Consider the following 20,724-nt stretch of genomic DNA (forward strand, 5'->3'; position numbering starts at 1 on the left):
AGAGTAATGTAGCATCTCTGCTTCGCTTTAATATCAAGAAGTATTTGTCAAAAGGTTCAACAGCCGTATTATTAAAAATTCATTAATATAACGGTACATATTTGTATCTTGTCATGATTTCATGTAATTTCGGCGCATTAACCATTTAACTCCATTTATGGAATTTTTAATCATTATTCTTTTACTCGTGCTTAATGGTATCTTTGCCATGTACGAAATAGCCTTAGTATCTTCAAGTAAAGCTCGTCTTGAAACCCTCGCTAATAGAGGGAACAAATCTGCCCGCGGTGTTTTAAAACAATTGGAAGAACCCGAAAAGTTCTTATCTACGATTCAGATTGGTATTACTCTTATCGGTATTGTATCTGGTGCCTATGGTGGCGTAGCCATTGCAGACGATCTTGTGCCCCTCTTTTCAATCATTCCCGGAGCAGAGGCATATGCCCGCAACCTGGCAATGGTCACTACAGTAGCTATCATTACTTACCTGTCACTCATCATTGGCGAACTTGTCCCCAAATCAATTGCCCTCAGCAATCCGGAACGCTATGCAACATTATTCAGCCCGGTCATGATACTGCTAACAAAAGTATCTTACCCGTTTGTCTGGTTACTCAGCGTATCGACCCGTTTGCTGAACAAAATCATCGGTGTTAAGAACGAAGAACGCCCTATGACACAGGAAGAAATCAAAATGATCCTCCACCAAAGTTCCGAACAAGGAGTAATTGACAAAGAAGAGACAGAAATGTTACGTGATGTATTTCGTTTCTCAGACAAACGTGCCAATGAATTAATGACTCACCGAAGAGATTTAGTCATACTTCATCCCGATGATTCTCAGGAGAAAGTGATGAAAACCATCGAAGAAGAACATTACAGTAAATATCTGTTAGTGGACGAACGAAAAGATGAAATTATCGGTGTGGTATCCGTTAAAGACATTATTTTGATGGTAGGCAATAAAAAAGTCTTCAACTTGTGTGAAATAGCTCGTCCTCCGTTGTTTATTCCAGAAAGTTTATATGCAAACAAAATTTTAGAGCTATTCAAGAAGAACAAAAATAAGTTCGGAGTTGTTGTAAACGAGTATGGTAGTACGGAAGGTATTATTACCTTGCACGATCTGACCGAAAGTATCTTCGGAGACATTCTTGAAGAAGACGATACGGAAGAAGAAGATATCGTCAGAAGACAAGATGGTTCGATGTTGGTGGAAGCCTCTATGAACATTAAGGACTTCATGGAAGAGATGGGAATTTTATCTTATGAGGACTTGGAAGACGAAGACTTTACCACTCTTGGTGGATTGGCAATGTTTTTGATAGGACGTATCCCGAAAGCCGGAGATATCTTTACCTACCAGAATCTGCAATTTGAAGTAGTGGATATGGACCGTGGACGAGTAGACAAACTGCTGGTCATCAAACGGGAGGATGAAAAGGATATTTAAAAACAATAAACCGAGCAATAGCTCACTATATTTATATTAACTTAAAGCACTTAACGATGAAAAAAGTAATTATGTTAGCAGCTGTTGTAGCTGCTTTGGCATCTTGCCAGTCAAAAGCAAACAAAGCCGCAGAGGCAGAAGCAGACAGTCTTGCACTTGTAATGCCTCCGATCACAGAAGTGACGGAAGTTTTTGAAGGCACACTCCCTGCTGCTGACGGTCCGGGTATCGATTATGTACTGACTTTAAACGCTGCTACTGACGGGGTGGACACTGTTTACTCCCTGGATATGACTTACCTTGACGCAGAAGGACAAGGAAAAGATAAAACCTTCACTTCGAAAGGTAAGCAACAAACCGTTCATAAGATTGTGAACAAACAGCCAAAGACTGCTATTAAATTGACTCCGCAGAACGGTGATGCTCCTATGTATTTTGTTATTGTCAATGACACAACTTTGCGTTTGGTAAACGATAGCCTGCAAGAAGCTGTGAGCGATCTGAATTATGACATTATCAAAGTGAAACAATAAACCTACCCTTATACCAATCGTAAAAATGCTCTGCGAAGATTAATTTTTGCAGAGCATTTTATTTATAAAAACAATTAATAGAATAGTCCGACATTTGTATCAGTTTGCCACCTGTACTCCATTTGTCGAATTTAATTTATGAGAGAAATGCTTGGCAAGCGAATAGCCAAACTTGCATATAAAGTATCAAGAACCATGCCAAACAGATAATCAAATCATTACCAACACATTACCTCATTAAAAAAGAAAGGCAGTATGTGCGTTTCCTCACATTTTAAGTGCTAAAACGCACAATAATAGATTCCTTTCCCATCTTTTCATCTATCTTTTTCAGATTTTCCTTCTATACGTTTTAAATGCCCATTTTATTATCATTTGTCACTTTTTCAACGTAAAGTTCTAATTATCAATGGTCAATTAGTGACAATAAGAAGTGACAATAAGGTGACAATAGTCTTTTTTCGCTTTTCTATTATCACTTTAAGTTCCACGATTAGTTAGCTAATAATCTGATTACCAATCATAAGTCATATAAATGATACTATTTTTCACAAACCTCAAGAAAGAGTATTTTTACTGAGTATTCATGTTTTTAGCCTATTTTTCTTCTAATAAAACCGCTTTTCAAGGTTCTTTCCGCACAATATTAAGTAGATAAGCTAACAGCATTAATATGAAAACGAAGCAGTATTAATCTATTATATACGATGCATACTCTCATTTCACGTACGTGAAGCATTCGGATTCCGTACATGAGCCCAATAGTTCACGTACGTGAACCGATGGGACTATGTACGAAAAACGATCTGATACAACCTCAATTATATATTAATCTTATAAGTAAAACAACTTAATAGACCGTTGTTTTATTATTAACTCCGGTATTTTCCGAATAACAGGACGCCTATATTATATATTGGTCATTTGGGAATTGACGATATTTCAAAAAGAATATTTATATTTGTTTATCATTATCATTAGAGGTAGCAAAAAAACTTTTAAGAAGTATTGTCTGAGGATATGATAACGACTGCTTTTGGAGATGTATCACATATATAGAAAGTATGGTAGTTCATACTCTCTGAATCTGATCTAATAGCTATGCTGAGGCTTATTTAGGTTCTGGCGTAAATCTGAATAAAAGAAAAGATGGTGCAGGATTGGATACCAAAGAGATGAGTGAATATATTACGAATAATAACATTGTATAAAATATAAACAATTTCCAAATATGAATAATATAAAAATATTATTTTCAATGATATGCATCATCGCATATTTAATTCCTGCTTATGGACAAAATGACACACTCACAACAGATGGATTATATCTTAAATACAATATTCCGTCTTATCAAGAAAGCGACATGAATGTTTCAAAACTAACTAAGGAAAAGATTAAAAATAAAGATCTTCACGTCAGTATTCCCAAAGATTCTGATATCGAAAGAGGGGAATTAGATAGACAAACAAAGTGCATAGGTTTAACTTATAAAGCTCTTCCTCAATATATTATTTCCGAAATGTTTTATCTTCTCCTTCCTCCAGTAAATCCAATAGAACTGTGTAAAACAGCAAATGATGCTATAACATCCCAGTGGATACATAAAGATGGAGAATGCATCTTATTTATTAAATGTAGTGGAGGTGAAAAAAAACTAATAACAAACAAATCGATTAATAAAGATGGAAAATACACCCTAGTAACCCAATGGGTTAAAAAGGAGCCAGGGGTAGATAAATCTATTGATAAAATGCCAGAAACTATATTTAATAAAATAAATTATTCTCTAGGTATGGAACAATACCTCACTAGACCGATGACAGAGGAACAAATACAAAGAGTGAAAAAGAGAATAACCATTTGGTCACCAGAAAAGTCTAAAGAGACCTTTAATGCACAATATGTGATTACATATCCTATTGAAAACAAGAAATCCATATACATGGATAAATATACACATAAGCAAGATTTGATAATGGTAAAATGGGGTGAACATCTGACAGTTTCATTCTTGGTAACTAAAAAGGGGAATAAAAATATTGATAAATATATTAAAGAGGTAGAAGAAGCTTTTTGGTTTGAAGATTGATTAAAAATCTCATCCCTTCCATTATTAAATTAAATGCAAAAGATGAGATTTATTACTCAAAGCTTGATTTCTTTCCAGACTTTATTTAGTTTACAATGGCTGTTATTACATAAAAATCTCCTTTTTTTGTTTCAAAACTACTAATGTAGTAATTGCCTTCCTTTACTTGAGTGGATACAACTCCTTCAATACTCACTGGAACTTGAGTCCTCAAAACACACTTATTCCCCATATTTGACTTAATCTTGGCCTGCTTCAATTGATGATCTTCCCAAACGATATCTACTTCAAAGTTTCCCCTGGCTTTCAAACCTGATACACTTCCTGAGGGCCAGGCACTTGGTAAAGCCGGCAACAGATGAAGTTCTTTCAAATGACTTTGAAGAAGCATTTCTATAAATCCCGCTGTTGCTCCAAAGTTTCCATCAATCTGGAAAGGTGGATGAGCGTCGAAGAAATTCGGATAAGTTCCCCCTACTCCACCGGCAGAAGGATCACAATAATGCATGATCTCACGAATCATTTTATAAGCATGGTCACCGTCCAACAATCTGGCTGCAAAGTTAATCTTCCATCCCTTACTCCAACCTGTACCTTCATCACCACGCAGTTCAAAAGTCTTATCAGCAGCTTTTGCCAGTTCAGGAGTTATCAATGGAGAAATCTGACGTCCCGGATGCAAACCAAACAGGTGAGAAAGATGTCTATGACGAGGATCTGTCTCTTTATATTCTTTGCTCCATTCAAGTAATTGTCCCTGTGAACCAATCCGGTAAGGAAATAATTTATCTTTTTTTTCTTTCAACTGTTTACGGAATTTCTTATCCATATTCAAAATCTCCGAGGCTTCAATCAAGTTCGTAAACAAATCACGGATAATCGCCATATCCATCGTTGTTGCCTCTGATACTGCATAGTATTTACCATCCATCCAGAATGAGTTTTCTGGTGAAGTAGATGGAGAAGTTATCAAATAACCGTCTTTCTCTACCAACCAATCAAAACAGAATAGAGCAGCTTCTTTCATTACCGGATAAGCTTCGTTTCTCAAGTAATTCTTGTCACCGGTAAAACAATAATGTTCCCATAAATGCTGGCAAAGCCAATTACCTCCCATATACCAGTTCGCCCAAACCGGATCGCCTTCACCACAATTACCTACCGGATTACTCAATCCCCAAATATCTGAATTATGGTGGGCCACCCATCCCCTCGCACGATAAAACTCATTTGCTGTTACTTTGCCTGTTTTCGACAGATTCTTGATCCAATCTATAAGTGGCTTGTGCATTTCGGACAGATTACCTGTTTCAGCCGGCCAATAGTTCATTTCCGTATTTATATTAATTGTATAATTCGAACTCCAGGGCGGACGAAATTCTTTATTCCACAAACCTTGCAAATTGGCTGCCGATCCACCCGGACGCGAGGCGGAAATCAACAGATATCTTCCGTATTGAAAAAAGAGTTCCTCCAAGGCTGGGTCATAATTTCCATAAGAATAAAGTTTCAAGCGAAAATCCGAAGGGAGTTTCTCATTCACTTTATTAGTTAATGTATCAGTCAGATGTAATGCAACGCGATTAAAAAAGCTGCTGAAGTCTGAGATATGTTTTCTTTTCAGTTCATCATAATTTAGAGATACTGCATCATCCATTCTCCGTTGCGAAATCATCTTCTCATCTTTACCTTCTTTATCAGGATGTTTATCAAAACCATTGAAACTGGTTGCTGCTGATAGTAACAAAGTCAATCGGTCGGCATTCTTCACATGGATACCACTTTCGTCTGCTTGAAGAGTTCCTCCGACCGGCAAAGCCTTTAAAATAGTTTGAAAACGCATTCCTCCAAGCCCGTCGGTATCCACTTGTTCAATTGCCGGTTTCCCCGGCCTGTTGTGATAAACCGGATCAACGTGGGCAGGCACTTGCCCATTCATGTAAAGTTTATCATTATCTTTGACCGTAATTGTGTTTTTGATAAGGCTACTCATAGCAATGTCGAATGTCAATTTGCCGGGCTTATTAGCAGTGAAACTTATCACCATGACACTATCCGGAGCCGAAGTGAATATTTCACGTGTATATTTCACTCCCCCCACAACAAATTCGGTAGTAGCAATGGCCTCATCCAAACATAATTTTCTCACATAGCCGGACGGGTTGACTCTACCGCCAAAACTTTGTTTAATGCGGATATCTCCTAAAGGGAGAAAACTTTGGGTGAAATATCCCTGCATTTTCTTACAAAGATTAGTGGCTTCCCGGTAATCTTCTTTTGCCAAAGCTTCCCGTATAGGTTTTAAATACTTGTATGCATCGGGGTTTACATTCTTTTTCTGTGGTCCACCCGACCACAAAGTCACCTCATTCAGTTGTATCAATTCATTTTCTATACCTCCAAACACCATCGCGCCAATTTGTCCATTGCCTAAAGGCAGAGCTTCCACCCATTCTTTGGCGGGCTGTTCATACCATAATTTCAGATTTTCCTGAGCACTCAATGACAAATTCATCAGTGTTAATGCTACGACAATTAATCTCTTCATTATTTGTTTTTCATTTATAAGAGTAATATCATACCAAACCGTCTATTTCTCTATTTTAAAAGAATAGTCGCCGGATGAAAGATCCAATATTACTTTACCATCTTCCACACCTACATACTCTACTCCTTTACTTTTCCTCAAAGATTTATTCCCCTCGGAAATTTTTTCTACACAAACGGCAGGAAGATATAAACGTGCAGTCGTATTGGCAGGAACTGTACATTGATAAATCAATGCACCTTCTTCTTTTTTCCAACTGCTACTAATGCGTCCATACATGGAATCATAGTAACCGTTCGCATAAGTCATAGCCCCTGTCACATCTACTTCCGGTTTCAATATGAAATGCTTAAATCCGGGATATGCCTCATCACGTTGTATACCTAACGAGTAATTGCACATCCATGCACCCACAGCACCAAAAGAATAATGGTTAAAAGAATTCATGCTATTGTTGCCACCAAAACCATCAAGGCGCGTATATGAATTCAACCGTTCCCAAATAGTAGTAGCTCCTTGTTCAATAGGATAAAGCCAAGAGGGATAACTAGTTTGCTGTAATAACTTATATGCAACATCCGAATATCCGTTTTCAGACAAAGCCATATTAATCCATGCTGTGCCTATAAAACCTGTCATCAAAGAATAAGAAGGACATTCTTTTCCCTGATCAGTTTTATTGTCTCTGGTCACTGTTTGTACAAGATGTTCCGCCAGTTTATCTTTCATTGTAGAATCAACCAGATTGAAAGCTAAAGGTAATACATACGATGTTTGGATATCTACCAACTCACCTTTCTTCGGTCCATTGGTCCCTGAAGCAATTGTTTTTCCCGTCTCCGGTTGAATATAGGTATGAGCAAAGAATTCCCTTCGTTCGGCAGCCAGTTTCTTGTACCATTCCGCATCATCTTTCCTATTCAATACTACAGCAATTTTCTGCATCAAATCAAGATCATAAATAAAATAGGATTCCCATAGTAAAGTTTTATCATTCTTTCCATCTTCTAATCCTAACCAATCGCCTAAATTCCCCCACCATGCTTGTCCCTGAGTCAGTACTCCGGTAGTAGGATCTATATATTTTTCAAGGATATATTTTATGTAATGCTTCATTGCATTATAATGCTCGGACAACAATACACGATCATTATATTGCTGATAGGATTCCCATGCTACGGTAATACCGGCACTTCCCCAAAGTAGTCCGCCAAACCCTCCTCCAAGAGGTGCTATATCCGGGAAACGCCCGTCTGCATGTTGAGTTTGACGCATAGCAAACATGTGACGACGTAAAAATTGAGGGAAAGAAGCCAAATAAGTAGCTGTACGCGAAAAGACAGAAATATCACCACTCCATCCAAGCCGTTCATTGCGTTGAGGGCAATCGGTAGGAACAGACATAAAATTAGCATAAGCTGACCACAAAATATTTTGCCATAATCGGTTTACTTTTGTATTCGAAGTTTCATAATTGGCTGTCAAACCATCGATAGAACTCAGTACCACTCCCTTTACGGATTCCAACGGGAGTGGCTTCTCAATACCTGTAATCTCCAGATAACGGTAGCCATGATAAGTAAAACGTGGAGAAATAGTTTCGTTTCCTCCCTTCGTAACGTAAATATCTTGTGCCATAGCTCCACGAATATTTTCCAGCATTATCATGCCAATATTTCCTTTATATTCCGGAAGATCCGGATAGGTCACTTCTGCAAAACGTAAATATACTTTCGTTCCCGGTTGCATACCCGACAAATTGATCCGAGGAACCCCTGCCATATTTTGTCCCATATCATAAACAAAAACGCCTGGGCGGACCTCCTTCACAGAAACGGCAGTCAGTTCTTTGATGGCTTTTATCGTCTGTCCGAATTGCCCGGTGAGCCAAAAGTTTGAATAATCGTTGGCAGGTTCCCAACCATTGCTTCCACCAGTACTTACAGTTCCGCCAAGTATAATCTCTTGAGCCGGTTTCCATGCTGTTGCCTTGTATTCGGGAGTACTCCATCCCAATATTTGTTTTTCTTTTCGAGCGTCATATATCTCACCTTGAAAGAAACTTCCATAACGTATTGGACCTTCACTGAAATATTGCCATTGGGAAGGATTAGTAACTACTACTTTCTCTGCTCCATCCGCATACGTAACTACGAGTTTAGCCAATAATGACTGACGATCACCAAAATAATTCCAAAGTTCTCCCATGTAAGTGCATCCTCCACTCCACCAGCCTTCGCCCAGTAAAGCACCGATCACATTATCTCCTTCCTGAATACAATCAGTCACATCATAAGTCTGGTATAAATGCATCTTATTATATTGTGTCAGTCCCGGATTAAAATAATCATTTCCAATCCGAGATCCATTCATATATATTTCATAAATGCCGCGTGAAGTAACATAGAGACGCGCTTTCTTCACCTTCTGTTTCTCCGAAACAAACCGGGTACGAAGCATAGGCATGGAATTCCGGCTTGGATCCAATGTCAGGAAAGGACCGGAACTTGTATCGAAGTTCAACACCCGAATAACATTGGAAGGACGTTGGAAATGCCTGATCTTGATATTGGAAAAAGTTGCACTCTGTCCTTCCGGAAGGGAATAACCGATATCAGCAACCACCGGAAAAGTAATAAAATCACTGCTTCGGCCTATAGGATTAAGATTAACTTCTCCAATTTCATTTTGATCGTCATCAATAAATAGACGAGTGATCCCATAATTAGAGATTAATATGACGGTATGTTTCTCATATTTATTGTTTTCATTAATGAGAGAAGTAGGAATAATCAGACTTTTCAATGGTGCTTCTTTACGATCGTCGGGATGGTAGCCCACACGATAAACATTGATTTGTGCCTCTTTGCCCGAAATCAACGGAGTTATATCCAGCTCCATCATTACATATGATTCATCTTTGGCATTCTGTAAATGATATATATTTTTAAACTTATTCATCAAACGATGATCGTTAGCCCCATAAATAAAACCCGCACGTGTAGAAGCTGATTGCCTGTCAAGTTGTAGGGTAAAGTCGAGACGGTATATAGGAAGATATTGCGAATGTAATATTTGATCTTCGTCACCACCTCCAATCCATTTGGCACCTCCCCATATCTTATCCGTATCATTTCTACTCATCAATCCGGTTTCAAACCAAGAAGAAGCTGATGCGTTCCTACCTTTATTATCCCACACGCGAATTGTCCATATATAGCGAGTAACCGGTTTCAAAGATTGTCCTTCGTATTCAATGTTCAGTGAGATATCACTTATCACTTTTCCGGAATTCCAGACTTGAGTTCCATGCTCATCTGTCACAGTAAGCTGATAGGCGGTTTGCATACCTCCTCTACGATCGGAAGGAACTGCCATTTGCCAACTAAAACGTGGTTTCTCTACATCTATGCCTAATGGAGTTTCTGCATATTCTACACACAAATTCTTCAAATGGAAAGAAGATTTGGCTGCACAAAGCCAAACTGAGCATGTAACAAATAAACTAAAGACAAACAGTCTACTAACACTTGAATATTTCATAAAAGATATATTATTAGGTATTTATAAAATAATAGCCATACTTTTTCAGATGCAATGAACTACTCCAAAGTCATCTTTTACCTTCCAATATTCTGTTAGTGATTCAGCTTTTGTCATTATCAAAGACGTGAAATGATACCTGATAACAAACATAATATTAGATTTAAGTATTACAATTGCAATGTCAAAATGGAATTTATCGATCCATTCAGGCTTAATAACAGGCCCACTTTTCAAGTTCTGCAAATGCCCTATCAGAAACCGGGAGCATAGTAGAATAGAAAATATATCGTGTAATAATCATAGTGACAAATAACTTTGCAAGTTATAATTATCTACGCAGAATAATGACAAATATAGCTTTCAGGCTTTGTTTTTTTAACTTTATTTATGTATGCTATCATGTAAACTAACACTATTCTATCTTTTAAAATAAAGGATTCCCCCCCCGATACACTTTTGGCGTATACACGATTTTCACACGTGCCACTTCAACCACTCAAACATCTGATGCGAATTATTACGCTTCAATAATTTTAGCGGTTTCATAGTAACGCATTAAATTTCATTAAAGGAATAAAATGCAAAAGAAATAAACAAAATTATCAAAGGAAATTGCATGAAAATTTAAATTAGCTTATCTTTGCAAATTGATTACTTAATAACTCTATTACTCATTTTTAAATCTAGAATATGCAAACCACCCGTCGAGTTCTTTTCACTCTTATCACTATCTTATGTATCAGTTCAGGTATTGAAGCTGCAATAAATCCACAACCTTTTGTCATCCCTGAAATTAAAGAATGGAAAGGAGCTACCGGTAACTTTACACTTACTGAAAAAAGTAGAATTGTATGTACTGATAAGAATCCTGAATTAATGCGCATAGCAAACATGTTTGCTGAAGACTATGAAACCATGTTTGGTATCAAACCGGAAATAACACAAGGAAAGGGAGTGAGCGGGGACTTTATTCTTTCTATCCATGCAGATAAAAAGCTGGGCAAAGAAGGGTATGCCATCAAAATCACAGATCGGATACAGCTCTCAGCTCCCGAAAATATAGGTATTTATTGGGGGACACGTACTTTATTGCAAATAGCCGAACAAACAGATAACCATAGTTTTCCTAAAGGTGAAATTCGTGATTTCCCTGACTATTCCATTCGCGGTTTCATGATCGATTGTGGACGTAAGTTCATTCCTCTTCCTTTCCTTCAAGATTATATAAAGATCATGGCTTATTATAAAATGAACACGCTACAGATACATCTCAACGACAATGGTTTTAAACAATATTTTGAGCATGATTGGAACAAGACATATGCGGCATTCCGATTGGAATCAGATACTTACCCGGGATTAACTGCACGAGATGGCTTTTATACCAAACGTGAATTTATTGATCTGCAGAAACAGGCAGAAAACTGTTTCGTAGAAATCATACCAGAAATAGACGCCCCGGCACATACCTTGGCTTTTACTCACTATAAACCGGAGATAGGAAGTAAGGAATACGGTATGGATCATCTGGATTTGTTCAAACCTGAAACTTATGAATTCATGGATGGATTATTCACAGAATATCTGGCAGGAAAAGATCCCGTATTCCGAGGCAAACGAGTACATATCGGCACAGATGAGTATTCTAACAAAGACAAGGATGTCGTAGAAAAATTCCGTGAATTTACAGATCATTATATTCGATACGTAGAAAGTTATGGAAAACAAGCCTGCGTATGGGGTGCATTAACGCACGCCAAAGGAAATACTCCGGTAAAATCTGAAAATGTAATTATGAGTGCTTGGTATAATGGTTATGCTGATCCCGTGGAAATGATTAAGCAGGGATACAAATTAATTAGTATTCCTGATGGCCTGGTTTACATGGTACCGGCCGCCGGTTATTATCATGATTATTTAAATACCAAATCTCTTTATCAAAGTTGGACCCCTGCCCATATTGGTAACGTTGAATTTAATGAAAAAGATCCCGCTATATTGGGAGGAATGTTTGCTATATGGAATGACCATGTCGGCAATGGCATATCAACCAAAGATATTCATCATCGCGTTTATCCGGCACTGCAAACACTAGCCGTTAAAATGTGGACAGGCAAAAATCCAACCTTATCGTATGAAGATTTTGATAACCAACGTAATCTTATTAGTGAAGCACCGGGAGTAAACCAACTGGGACGTATCATCCGACAACCGGGAATAGCTTATGAACAGGCTTCTGTTACACCGGGTAGTCGAACACCTTATCGAGAAATAGGTTACAATTATATGGTATCTTTTGACATCACCGGAGCAGATGAAACACAAGGTACAGAATTATTCCGTTCACCAGATGCTGTCTTCTACCTTTCTGATCCAATAAAAGGTATGTTAGGATTTGCACGAGACGGTTATTTAAATACTTTCAATTATCGCATTTTGCCGGGAGAACATACCACCGTCGGTATTGAAGGGGATAATCATTCAACGCGGTTATATATCAAAGGAAAGTTAGTGGAAGAGATGAATACTCAGAAAAGATTTTTTAATGGAGGCAAAGATTCTATGAGTTATGTTCGTACATTAGTATTTCCACTGGAACAGGCAGGTAATTTCAAGAGTAAAATAACTAATCTAAAAGTTGTTAGCAAATAAAAAGGTGTTTTTACCTGGCGTAATTTGCAATACGCATTCATTCTTCTCATATCTTAAGATTAGGATATGAGAAAGTCCCATTATTCTACGCCAGCCATAGATTACTGATAATCATAAATTTATTTCCATCTACAATATAAGTTTCTTTGATAAAAATATATCAGATCACTTACTTTCAATATCCGGTTCTTTTAATAACTTTTTGAGAAGCATTTCTTTATTTTTTGTTGTAAAACCCTCCAAAACGAAAATTGATTAGGCTGATATTGAAACAAAATTGATTTATTGGATGGAGATTTAATTAATATTTTATAATTTTGCAAATGTATTTTTGAATCTTTTGCGACAAATATGAAAGCATTTTTGAATATCAAGAGAATTTTTCTTTTTACTATCTTTTTCATTAGTAGTACCATAAGCAAGTGTCAAATTTATAAGTACATAGGACTAGAAGATGGTCTGAACAACCAGAAAATATATCAGATCCAAAAAGACCAGCGGGGTTATATGTGGTTTCTGACTCAGGAAGGAGTAGACCGTTATGATGGGAAATATATCAAGCATTACTATTTTTCAGACGATAGCATGAAGCTGGATTCACGGATTGCTTTGAACTGGCTCTATATGGATAACGAGAATGTATTATGGGTAATCGGTCAGAAAGGCCGTATTTTCAGGTATAACTCACAGCATGATAAATTCGAACTGGCTTATGTACATCCGGAATTAATCAGAAATAAGTCGCAGGCTTTTCTGAATTATGGCTATTTGGACAAGAATGATCGGATCTGGTTATGCTGTAAAGATAGTATTACATGGTATGATATTCGTACCAGAACTGCATTGCACATGCCGACGCCTTTCAATAGTGAAATAACCGCAATTGAACAAACGGATGGCAATCATTTCTTTATCGGTACGGGAAGTGGTCTGTTTCGTGCCGGAATCGAAAGTGGAGAGCTGAAGTTGGTACCCGATAAAGTGGTGGAAAGTATCGTAACACCAGTGTATGAGCTCTATTACCATGATGTTTCAAAACAACTGTTTGTGGGAAACTATAAAAAGGGAATACTTATATATGACATGGAGAAAACAGGAAAAATCATCTCCTGTCAATCCCCCAACAATGTAGCGGTTAACCAGATCGTTGCTTTGAACGCTCATGAACTTCTAGTAGCTACAGGAGGAAAAGGTGTATATAAACTAAATGTGAAAACATATGAGAGTGAGCCCTATATAACGGCTGATTATAGTAGTTACAACGGGATGAATGGAAATAATATAAATGATATTTATGTGGATGAAGAAGATCGGATCTGGCTTGCTAATTATCCTACCGGCATTACCATCCGTAACAACCGTTATGGGAGTTAAAATCGATAACTCGCTCTAAATTGGACTTTGATTGAAAATCAAGAAGTTGGGCGTTTGCCTATATTATATAGGTAACAATATGGAAACGAGCAGACTTCTGCTCGTTTCTGTATTTTGCAATATGCAAAGAACGCCTCAATTCGGGGACAAAGATACGATATTTTTCTAAATATCCAATGATTTACAAGAGGAATTTTATGGAAATTAGAACTTTTGCGTAAAATCTGATGCTTACCAACACAATATGCATCCAAAAAAACAAACAGCAGGTATTCGGATATAGTTTATCCGAATACCTGTTGCCATAACGTTTTATTGCTGACGATGATTCTGACATCGGCTTTCATGTACTGTTGCAATATTGGGGTATTTTGTCCCTGTGTGCTCACAGTGGCTGTAGCCATAAAATAGTTGCCATCTTCCCTATGTATGAGTTTGGCATTATGGCTTATGATGTTGCAGTTATAAGATGCATTGTCGTTGCCCTCGAAAGAAACATGAGCTGTCCTTGGCTCATCGAAAAGATGCAAATACTCAAAAAAATCTTAAAACATTCTTTATCCCCGATTAAATATCGTACCTTTGCAACCGAAAGAGTTCTTTGAATGGTTATGCAAATCACAGCAGGATGCTACATTCTGTATATTTCTAATTCGTAACCTCTTCTTTTTATGAGATAAAAACTTATCTCATTCTCAATTACTTATAAAAAATAAGTACTTTCGATGAAAAAACTCTTCAATATTTAGACTTACTGACATAGGGCTGTCATAGAAGACGCTATCTTTGTATCAAAAAGTGTTAAACTTAATATTATAGAATATGAAAAGATTATTTTTATGCTCATCATTTGCTGATGTTGCTAATCTATTTGTCGATTGTGCCAAAGAAGATTTGCAAGGGAAAATTATAGCTTTTATACCAACTGCAAGCCTTACAGAACCAATACGATTCTATGTAAAAAAGGGGAAAAAGGCTTTAGAAGAAGCAGGAATGATTGTTGAAGAAGTCGAGATTACCCAACTGCCCAAAGAGGAAATATCTTCTATATTACATAAATGCGATTATATCTACATAACAGGTGGAAATACATTTTTCCTTTTGCAAGAGTTAAAAAGAAAAGGTGTTGATAAAATTATATCTAAACAAGTGAAATTGGGTAAACTGTATATTGGGGAATCTGCCGGAGCAATAATAGCCTCTCCCGATGCAGAATATATGAGAAGTGTGAATTTTGATCCAATAGAAAAGGCTCCTGAATTGAAAGACTGTACTTCTTTAGATTTGGTCGATTTTTATACGATTCCCCATTATGGAAATTTTCCATTCAAGAAAAAAGGTGAAAAGATAGTTCAACTATATAATGAGAAGTTGCAGCTTATTCCTATAAGTAATAAACAAGCTGTTATTATTGAAGATTCAAATATTCAAATTAAAGATGCAAAATGAATAGAATAGACAGTATTTCTGCTATATTGATTCAGTTACAATCGCACTCGTTAGTGAAAGCACAGCAAATTTCAGAACGTTTTGTAGCATAGACGAGATGCCAAGAAAGCATATCAAAGCAGAATGCAGCAACAAGAACGGTTGGCAATTCGTTACCTCAAAATCGTACAATCCTCCCAATGTCCTTATTATAAAGGGATAAAGATTATATTCCAAAATTACACTAAATAAATGAGAGGGGAATGTATTAAGTTTATTTCCCTCTCATTTAGTTTAGTTAGTTTCCAGAAACTTTATTTTGAGCTTTTCATAGCACGTTTTATGCGATTTGATTCTTGCAAAAGCTTATTGGCTATACTATCTTTATAAGTAGCCATTTCAACCATTTCATGATGATGGCGAATAGAATCCTCGTAGGCAGCAACACAATTTCTTACATCATCTATAACTTTCTCATCTCGGCAAACAGAAAAATGCTTTTCGATGTATCGAACATTTGGGCCGTCAGATGGAAGAACCATCTTCAATGCCCGATATTTCAAGTCTGCTACCTCCCAAGCTTGATACTCTCGCCATTGGGCTAGGTTGCCCTAAATGGAGATGACAAGAGATAGAGCCAAGCCTCCAATGAAAAGAAGAACATACTTTGAAGTTGGCTCGAAGCGATGAGTCACTACTTTCTTCAGAGGTGTGTTATCCATTGAGTGAAGTTTGTCCTGTACATTTTTTGATGTGACATTCAGCTCTTGTTTCACCTGATTAATGGTATCAAACAAGAGTTTGCTTCGCTGTTCATCTTTGCTTGCTTCTTTCTTGGTAAGGTCGGTAAAGATACAGATAGCCTCTCTTAATCTTACCAATTTGTCAATAGCTTCCCCTTCTTTTACAGCCATAGCAAGAATAGCTTTTTCAAGTTTGCTTGTATCAACACTTACAGAGACCGGAGTGCTTTCCGCCTCTGTATTCTTTGGTGAGGCAGAAAGTTCATCGACTTTTTGCTCCAATCTCTCAACTGTGCCGTAGATGGCTTCTAACATTTCTTCTTTCATGTTCGATTCTAATTTTAAGTTTATGACTTGCATCAGAGGCTAAAGCCTCTTCTGCGTTTCTTCTTTTTCTTCTTGGATGATTCATCCTCTGGGAATTGCTCAAAGGTCTGTGCATTGGCAGAAGCAAAAAGTCCTATGGAAGAAATACCGTCCCAAGGGTCCTGGCTGCTCTCCGATATGGATGGCACCTGCTCATTCTTGCAACAGCCCTGCTCATATTGCTGAGCAGAGCTGGCTCTTGCTGATAAAAGGTTCTCCGTTCCCTCAAATCTCGCATTCAGCTTGCCAAAGCTATAGCCTCGGCTAATCTGCGTACCTTTGAAGCTATATCCATCCTTGCAGAATCGGATGCCTTGAACCTTGCTCCGTTCCTTGTCCTTATAGACAAGCTCCAAGCGAACACCTCGTTTTGCAAGTTCATTCTTGAACTTCTGCCAACTATCTGCGACTTCCAATGCATCCTTGACGGCATTGTGAATCTCATATTTCGCTCGCTCGGCATTGCGTAATTTGCGAGTGTTAGTTTTGCTCTTGTCCGTTCCATAAGTCAGTCCATACTTGGATTTTAGAGCCTTGGTCACCTGCTCATTACGCCTGTAATCATTCCTGTCTGATATGAGTTTGCCCTCATTATTGATGCGGTTATATACGATATGACAATGTGGATTGTCCGTGTTGTGATGCCTTACAATGATGAATTGGGTATCGGTGATGCCTATCATCCGCATGTATTCAAGGGCTATCTTTGCCATGAACTCATCCGTCAAACGTGGCTTGTCCTCTGGTTTGAAGCTCAATGCAATGTGTCCCACAGGCTTCTTAATCCTTGGATTTAGCTGCCTCTGTAGCTCGAAACTTTGCGTTATCTCGGCATTCGTGCCGAGTAACACACCATCCGAGACGATGATTTTCGCCTCGTCCTTGCCTGTCACATAGCGGACGCAACCACCAAAGGATGCACCTTTCTTTAGCTTGCCTATCATGTGGTATCCTCCTTTCTGCCCATACTGCTTGGCTTCGGTTTATAACTTGCTTGGCGATACTCGCCAAGGATTTCTTTCAATCTTCTCAACAAGTCCACCACATATACATGGGTTTCATGGAAACCTCTCTGATGCGACAGCTTGGTTAGTTGGTTGAGGTTGTTCGCCATGCCAATGAGAATCTTGGCGATGGCTACCGTCTCTGCGTTGTGTCCGCTGACCACCTCGCCGTTCAAGGCGGACTCACGGATGTACTCCGTCAACTTGCGGTTGGCTTTTCTCGCCCTCAGCCTCAGAGCCTCGTAGCTTGGCTTCGAGAACTTTACCGTGACAGACTTCGACAGCTTGCGAACCCTGCCCGTGGGCGGTCTTCCGCCCTTTTTCTTGTCTTGTTCCTGTACGTTTGTCATTCGATACACTGTTTATAGTTGGTACACTCACTTTCTGCGACCGTTGGGAGCAAAAAAACTCCGCCCTCATAGTGGAGCGAGGCGTTTTGGGGTTCCCAAAACATAACCTCGCTCCCTCTCAGAACACGTTAGTTGGAATTACAGCCTTTCAGCTATCCACGTCCAAGGTCGCAGACCTTAATTCTCACAATTTGCGCCAAGCCTCGAAGTCTTCTTCATAAAGGCTTAGGTGGTGGCGCACGATGTTCTCGATGATGCCCGATACGCTCATGCGCCTCCCTCCGAGGATGCGGACGACTCGATCAAGACGGTCTCGTACATCGGAACTGACGAAGACTGGCTTGCGGTCGTCAATCCTTGGAACTTGGAGGAAGGTCTGCTGATACTCCTCTAATGTCGCCTTGCGCTGCTTGCCGCTGATGCGCTTCTGCGAATTCGGTGGCGATTGAGCCTCGTTCGTTGATGTTTCCTCTCTATAGGGAGTTGTTGCAGCAACTTTCTCTACAATTGCTCTCAACTCTGGGTTCTCTACATCATCATAGAGAGAATTACAACTACTTGGATTGGCTTTGTTGCCATACGTAGATGGTTTAACAAAATCCAAATACTCTTTTTCCATCAGCTCCTTTTGCCCAGGAGCCAAGACTACATCTTTTGTTCTTGCCATAGCTTATGCTGTTTTATTTGTTAGTATAGTGGTCACGGTTTGCACCATTGACCGATTGTCGGGTGCAAAGTAAGTGTACTGAGTGCAGCCATGCAACTGATTGGGTGTAACGTGGCAATTTAGTTGTGGCTTGCTTATTTGCATACCGAGATAGTTGTGAGAACTTCAACGTATTTCTCAACTCATCATTGTTCATGTATTCGTTGCAGTCGTGCAAGTTTTTCTTGTTGTTTTTGGCGTTGAAGTCGGCAAACCCCGGCAACATACTGCCACAGAAATTGAAAACGCTTGTTTTTAGATTGCCGTGCCTTATCTTTGCACTCACAAACGTGGAGCACAGCATATGCGTGGAGCTTTGCGACATATAACATAGTATTAACTTAGAAAAAAGAAAAGTATGGGATTCATCGTATTCGAGGAAGAGGCATTCAACTATCTTGATGCCCAGTTGGAGAACTTCGTGAAGCGCATGGACAGAATCCGTGAGCGCAGTGAGGACAAGACCATGAACAAGTGGCTCGACACGCAGGACGTGTGTCAGACGCTCAACATCTGCCCACGGACAGTGCAGACGCTTCGGGACAACGGAACTTTGGCTTATACGCAAATCAGCCACAAGACCTACTACAAGCCGGAGGACGTGATGGCTATCGTAGCAGTAGTGGAGGACAGGAAAAAGGACATGCGCTTTCGCAAGCGCACAGGTTAGGCTGTCAATATACAACAGCCACTTAATCCAAAGCAGCAAGTAAACTGAGTAACGTAAGTATCAACAATAAAACGAGACAACTATGAGCAATGAAGTAATGACAAGAAACAGCGAGTGGATGAACCACATCGTGAACCACCTCAACCGAATGGTTGACAATTTTGAACGTGCCGTGATGAACTACCGCCCCATGCTTGACGGTGAGCGCTTCATGACGGACAAGGAGCTTTGTGCCAGGCTGCAACTGAGCCGAAGAACCCTGCAGGACTACCGAAACAACGGTGTCATCCCGTATATCCAGCTTGGCGGAAAGATACTCTACCGCGAGTCCGACATTCAGAAGATTCTGATGGCTAACTATCGTGAGGCGTACAGAATGAAGGGCTTGTAGGAGAAATACATGTCCTTGAGGGTGGGGTGAAATGAACAAGGCGACAACGTATAACTTACCGAGCGTGGTTGTTATAGGTTGTCGCCTCGTTTTATTGGCTATACCAAGTTGGTCGTGTTTGCCGGGTGTTCTCCGTATGGTCTGTATAAAATCTAATACCATGCTAAAACACACTGCGGAGGTTCGCCCAAGTGGCTGGAGGCGCAAAGCCTCCAAGGAACGTTGCTTTATGGCAGGTCTATGCCATTGCGTTCTCTGTAAAGATACAGACCAGTTTAGTGCGGCTTGTCTGCTTGCCTATGACGGACTGCATGATGAACTCCCGAAAGGCTCTGCTCTCAATGCTGTCAATACGGAAGGCTACCGCAATGACGAGTTCAAGGCTATACACATCATAGCTGATGCGGTCGTTCTTCCTGACATGACGGCGTACACCCTGCTCTTTCAGAATGCCGTCCTTGAATACCGCCTTGACAGCCTTGCGCACATAGCAGCCGAATACATTATACATGTCGGCAATCTCCTGCATGGTCATCCATACAGTATCGGTCGGCATGGATACCGTTCCGCTCTCGCTGATAGTTATAACTCCTCTGTTCATTTTCCAATAGTTTTTTCGTTCGATAATCTGTTCCTTTCTCGCTTGGCAATAAGCTTATCCATGTCATTTGAAATCTTCTGCTCCGTCACCTGCGCATAGACCTGTGTGCTTGTGATGTCTGCGTGTCCCATCATCTTGGCTATGCTGCCGATGGGAATGTCCTCGTTGAGCATCAAGACTCCGAATGTATGGCGGCTGGCTGTAATCGGTAACTTTGTATCGTCAAAAATCGGAAAAGTAAAATCGACATGATTAGAAAAAATAGCA

General features: G+C 39.2%; 15 protein-coding genes and 2 pseudogenes. 8 read left to right on the top strand and 9 right to left on the bottom strand.

Going from position 1 to position 20,724, the window contains the following annotated elements; all coding sequences use genetic code 11:
* Positions 1-157 precede the first annotated feature (157 nt).
* The 3 genes from CZ225_RS16245 (at position 158) to CZ225_RS16255 (ending at position 4,078) form a co-directional block, all read left to right on the top strand.
* Positions 158-1,453: a hemolysin family protein gene (locus CZ225_RS16245; RefSeq protein ID WP_077154737.1), complete on the top strand. Its 1,296-nt coding sequence runs from the start codon at positions 158-160 to the stop codon at positions 1,451-1,453.
* Between the two features lie 56 nt (positions 1,454-1,509).
* Positions 1,510-1,986: a copper resistance protein NlpE N-terminal domain-containing protein gene (locus CZ225_RS16250; protein WP_077154738.1), complete on the top strand. Its 477-nt coding sequence runs from the start codon at positions 1,510-1,512 to the stop codon at positions 1,984-1,986.
* 1,231 nt (positions 1,987-3,217) lie between these two features.
* Entirely contained in the window at positions 3,218-4,078 is an 861-nt protein-coding gene (locus tag CZ225_RS16255) for a hypothetical protein (protein WP_129585819.1), read from the top strand.
* An 85-nt stretch (positions 4,079-4,163) separates the two neighbouring features.
* On the opposite strand, the gene CZ225_RS16260 is transcribed toward CZ225_RS16255, so the two are convergent.
* Together CZ225_RS16260 and CZ225_RS16265 are read right to left on the bottom strand one after the other, a co-directional pair.
* Positions 4,164-6,626 (bottom strand): glycoside hydrolase family 95 protein, encoded by a 2,463-nt coding sequence (locus CZ225_RS16260; protein WP_077154740.1) that lies wholly within the window; start codon positions 6,624-6,626, stop codon positions 4,164-4,166.
* 42 nt (positions 6,627-6,668) lie between these two features.
* A complete protein-coding gene (locus CZ225_RS16265; RefSeq protein WP_077154741.1) occupies positions 6,669-10,169 on the bottom strand; it encodes an alpha-L-rhamnosidase in 3,501 nt (1,166 codons plus the stop codon).
* A gap of 693 nt (positions 10,170-10,862) precedes the next feature.
* Here CZ225_RS16265 and CZ225_RS16275 point away from each other — a divergent pair.
* The 3 genes and pseudogenes from CZ225_RS16275 to CZ225_RS16290 all read left to right on the top strand — a co-directional run bounded on the left by CZ225_RS16275 (position 10,863) and on the right by CZ225_RS16290 (position 15,647).
* On the top strand, positions 10,863-12,824 hold the full coding sequence (locus tag CZ225_RS16275) for a family 20 glycosylhydrolase (RefSeq protein ID WP_077154743.1): 1,962 nt from the start codon (positions 10,863-10,865) through the stop codon (positions 12,822-12,824).
* Between the two features lie 351 nt (positions 12,825-13,175).
* Positions 13,176-14,195, top strand: a pseudogene (locus tag CZ225_RS16280) (ligand-binding sensor domain-containing protein); the annotation flags it as partial.
* 825 nt (positions 14,196-15,020) lie between these two features.
* Complete coding sequence (locus CZ225_RS16290) at positions 15,021-15,647, top strand: Type 1 glutamine amidotransferase-like domain-containing protein (protein WP_004315354.1); 627 nt, start codon at positions 15,021-15,023, stop codon at positions 15,645-15,647.
* A gap of 293 nt (positions 15,648-15,940) precedes the next feature.
* Here the strand turns inward: CZ225_RS16290 and CZ225_RS16295 are convergent.
* The 5 genes and pseudogenes from CZ225_RS16295 to CZ225_RS16315 form a co-directional block, all read right to left on the bottom strand.
* A pseudogene (locus CZ225_RS16295) lies at positions 15,941-16,729 on the bottom strand (hypothetical protein).
* Complete coding sequence (locus CZ225_RS16300) at positions 16,729-17,679, bottom strand: relaxase/mobilization nuclease domain-containing protein (RefSeq protein ID WP_077154744.1); 951 nt, start codon at positions 17,677-17,679, stop codon at positions 16,729-16,731. The pseudogene CZ225_RS16295 and the gene CZ225_RS16300 overlap by 1 nt, the downstream one beginning before the upstream one ends.
* A complete protein-coding gene (locus tag CZ225_RS16305; RefSeq protein ID WP_077154745.1) occupies positions 17,676-18,089 on the bottom strand; it encodes a plasmid mobilization protein in 414 nt (137 codons plus the stop codon). Before CZ225_RS16305 ends, CZ225_RS16300 begins: the two co-directional genes overlap by 4 nt.
* Before the next feature lie 184 nt (positions 18,090-18,273).
* A complete protein-coding gene (locus CZ225_RS16310; RefSeq protein ID WP_077154746.1) occupies positions 18,274-18,756 on the bottom strand; it encodes a DUF3408 domain-containing protein in 483 nt (160 codons plus the stop codon).
* A gap of 13 nt (positions 18,757-18,769) precedes the next feature.
* Positions 18,770-19,099 carry a hypothetical protein gene (locus CZ225_RS16315; protein ID WP_234983067.1) on the bottom strand — a complete coding sequence of 110 codons (330 nt, stop codon included), beginning with the start codon at positions 19,097-19,099 and terminating at the stop codon, positions 18,770-18,772.
* A gap of 54 nt (positions 19,100-19,153) precedes the next feature.
* Between CZ225_RS16315 and CZ225_RS16320 the strand changes: the two genes are divergently transcribed.
* Positions 19,154-19,465, top strand: coding sequence for a helix-turn-helix domain-containing protein (locus tag CZ225_RS16320; protein ID WP_008628599.1), 312 nt, complete (start codon positions 19,154-19,156; stop codon positions 19,463-19,465).
* Positions 19,466-19,547: 82 nt separating this feature from the next.
* Positions 19,548-19,856 carry a helix-turn-helix domain-containing protein gene (locus CZ225_RS16325; protein ID WP_025066990.1) on the top strand — a complete coding sequence of 103 codons (309 nt, stop codon included), beginning with the start codon at positions 19,548-19,550 and terminating at the stop codon, positions 19,854-19,856.
* Between the two features lie 238 nt (positions 19,857-20,094).
* Here CZ225_RS16325 and CZ225_RS16330 read toward each other — a convergent pair whose 3' ends face one another.
* Together CZ225_RS16330 and CZ225_RS16335 are read right to left on the bottom strand one after the other, a co-directional pair.
* Entirely contained in the window at positions 20,095-20,457 is a 363-nt protein-coding gene (locus tag CZ225_RS16330; RefSeq protein ID WP_077154748.1) for a virulence RhuM family protein, read from the bottom strand.
* On the bottom strand, positions 20,454-20,720 hold the full coding sequence (locus CZ225_RS16335; RefSeq protein ID WP_394334034.1) for a tyrosine-type recombinase/integrase: 267 nt from the start codon (positions 20,718-20,720) through the stop codon (positions 20,454-20,456). Before CZ225_RS16335 ends, CZ225_RS16330 begins: the two co-directional genes overlap by 4 nt.
* Between the last annotated feature and the right edge of the window lie 4 nt (positions 20,721-20,724).

The organism is Bacteroides bouchesdurhonensis (assembly GCF_900155865.1).
Classification (GTDB): Bacteria; Bacteroidota; Bacteroidia; order Bacteroidales; family Bacteroidaceae; genus Bacteroides; species Bacteroides bouchesdurhonensis.

Excerpts from the sequence above, each read along its gene's own strand:
- CZ225_RS16260 (WP_077154740.1), bottom strand. The coding sequence starts at position 6,626 with ATGAAGAGATTAATTGTCGTAGCATTAACACTGATGAATTTGTCATTG.
- CZ225_RS16315 (WP_234983067.1), bottom strand. The coding sequence starts at position 19,099 with ATGCTGTGCTCCACGTTTGTGAGTGCAAAGATAAGGCACGGCAATCTA.
- CZ225_RS16290 (WP_004315354.1), top strand. The coding sequence starts at position 15,021 with ATGAAAAGATTATTTTTATGCTCATCATTTGCTGATGTTGCTAATCTA.
- CZ225_RS16325 (WP_025066990.1), top strand. The coding sequence starts at position 19,548 with ATGAGCAATGAAGTAATGACAAGAAACAGCGAGTGGATGAACCACATC.
- CZ225_RS16310 (WP_077154746.1), bottom strand. The coding sequence starts at position 18,756 with ATGGCAAGAACAAAAGATGTAGTCTTGGCTCCTGGGCAAAAGGAGCTG.
- CZ225_RS16275 (WP_077154743.1), top strand. The coding sequence starts at position 10,863 with ATGCAAACCACCCGTCGAGTTCTTTTCACTCTTATCACTATCTTATGT.
- CZ225_RS16250 (WP_077154738.1), top strand. The coding sequence starts at position 1,510 with ATGAAAAAAGTAATTATGTTAGCAGCTGTTGTAGCTGCTTTGGCATCT.
- CZ225_RS16320 (WP_008628599.1), top strand. The coding sequence starts at position 19,154 with ATGGGATTCATCGTATTCGAGGAAGAGGCATTCAACTATCTTGATGCC.
- CZ225_RS16330 (WP_077154748.1), bottom strand. The coding sequence starts at position 20,457 with ATGAACAGAGGAGTTATAACTATCAGCGAGAGCGGAACGGTATCCATG.
- CZ225_RS16255 (WP_129585819.1), top strand. The coding sequence starts at position 3,218 with ATGAATAATATAAAAATATTATTTTCAATGATATGCATCATCGCATAT.
- CZ225_RS16305 (WP_077154745.1), bottom strand. The coding sequence starts at position 18,089 with ATGACAAACGTACAGGAACAAGACAAGAAAAAGGGCGGAAGACCGCCC.
- CZ225_RS16265 (WP_077154741.1), bottom strand. The coding sequence starts at position 10,169 with ATGAAATATTCAAGTGTTAGTAGACTGTTTGTCTTTAGTTTATTTGTT.
- CZ225_RS16300 (WP_077154744.1), bottom strand. The coding sequence starts at position 17,679 with ATGATAGGCAAGCTAAAGAAAGGTGCATCCTTTGGTGGTTGCGTCCGC.
- CZ225_RS16245 (WP_077154737.1), top strand. The coding sequence starts at position 158 with ATGGAATTTTTAATCATTATTCTTTTACTCGTGCTTAATGGTATCTTT.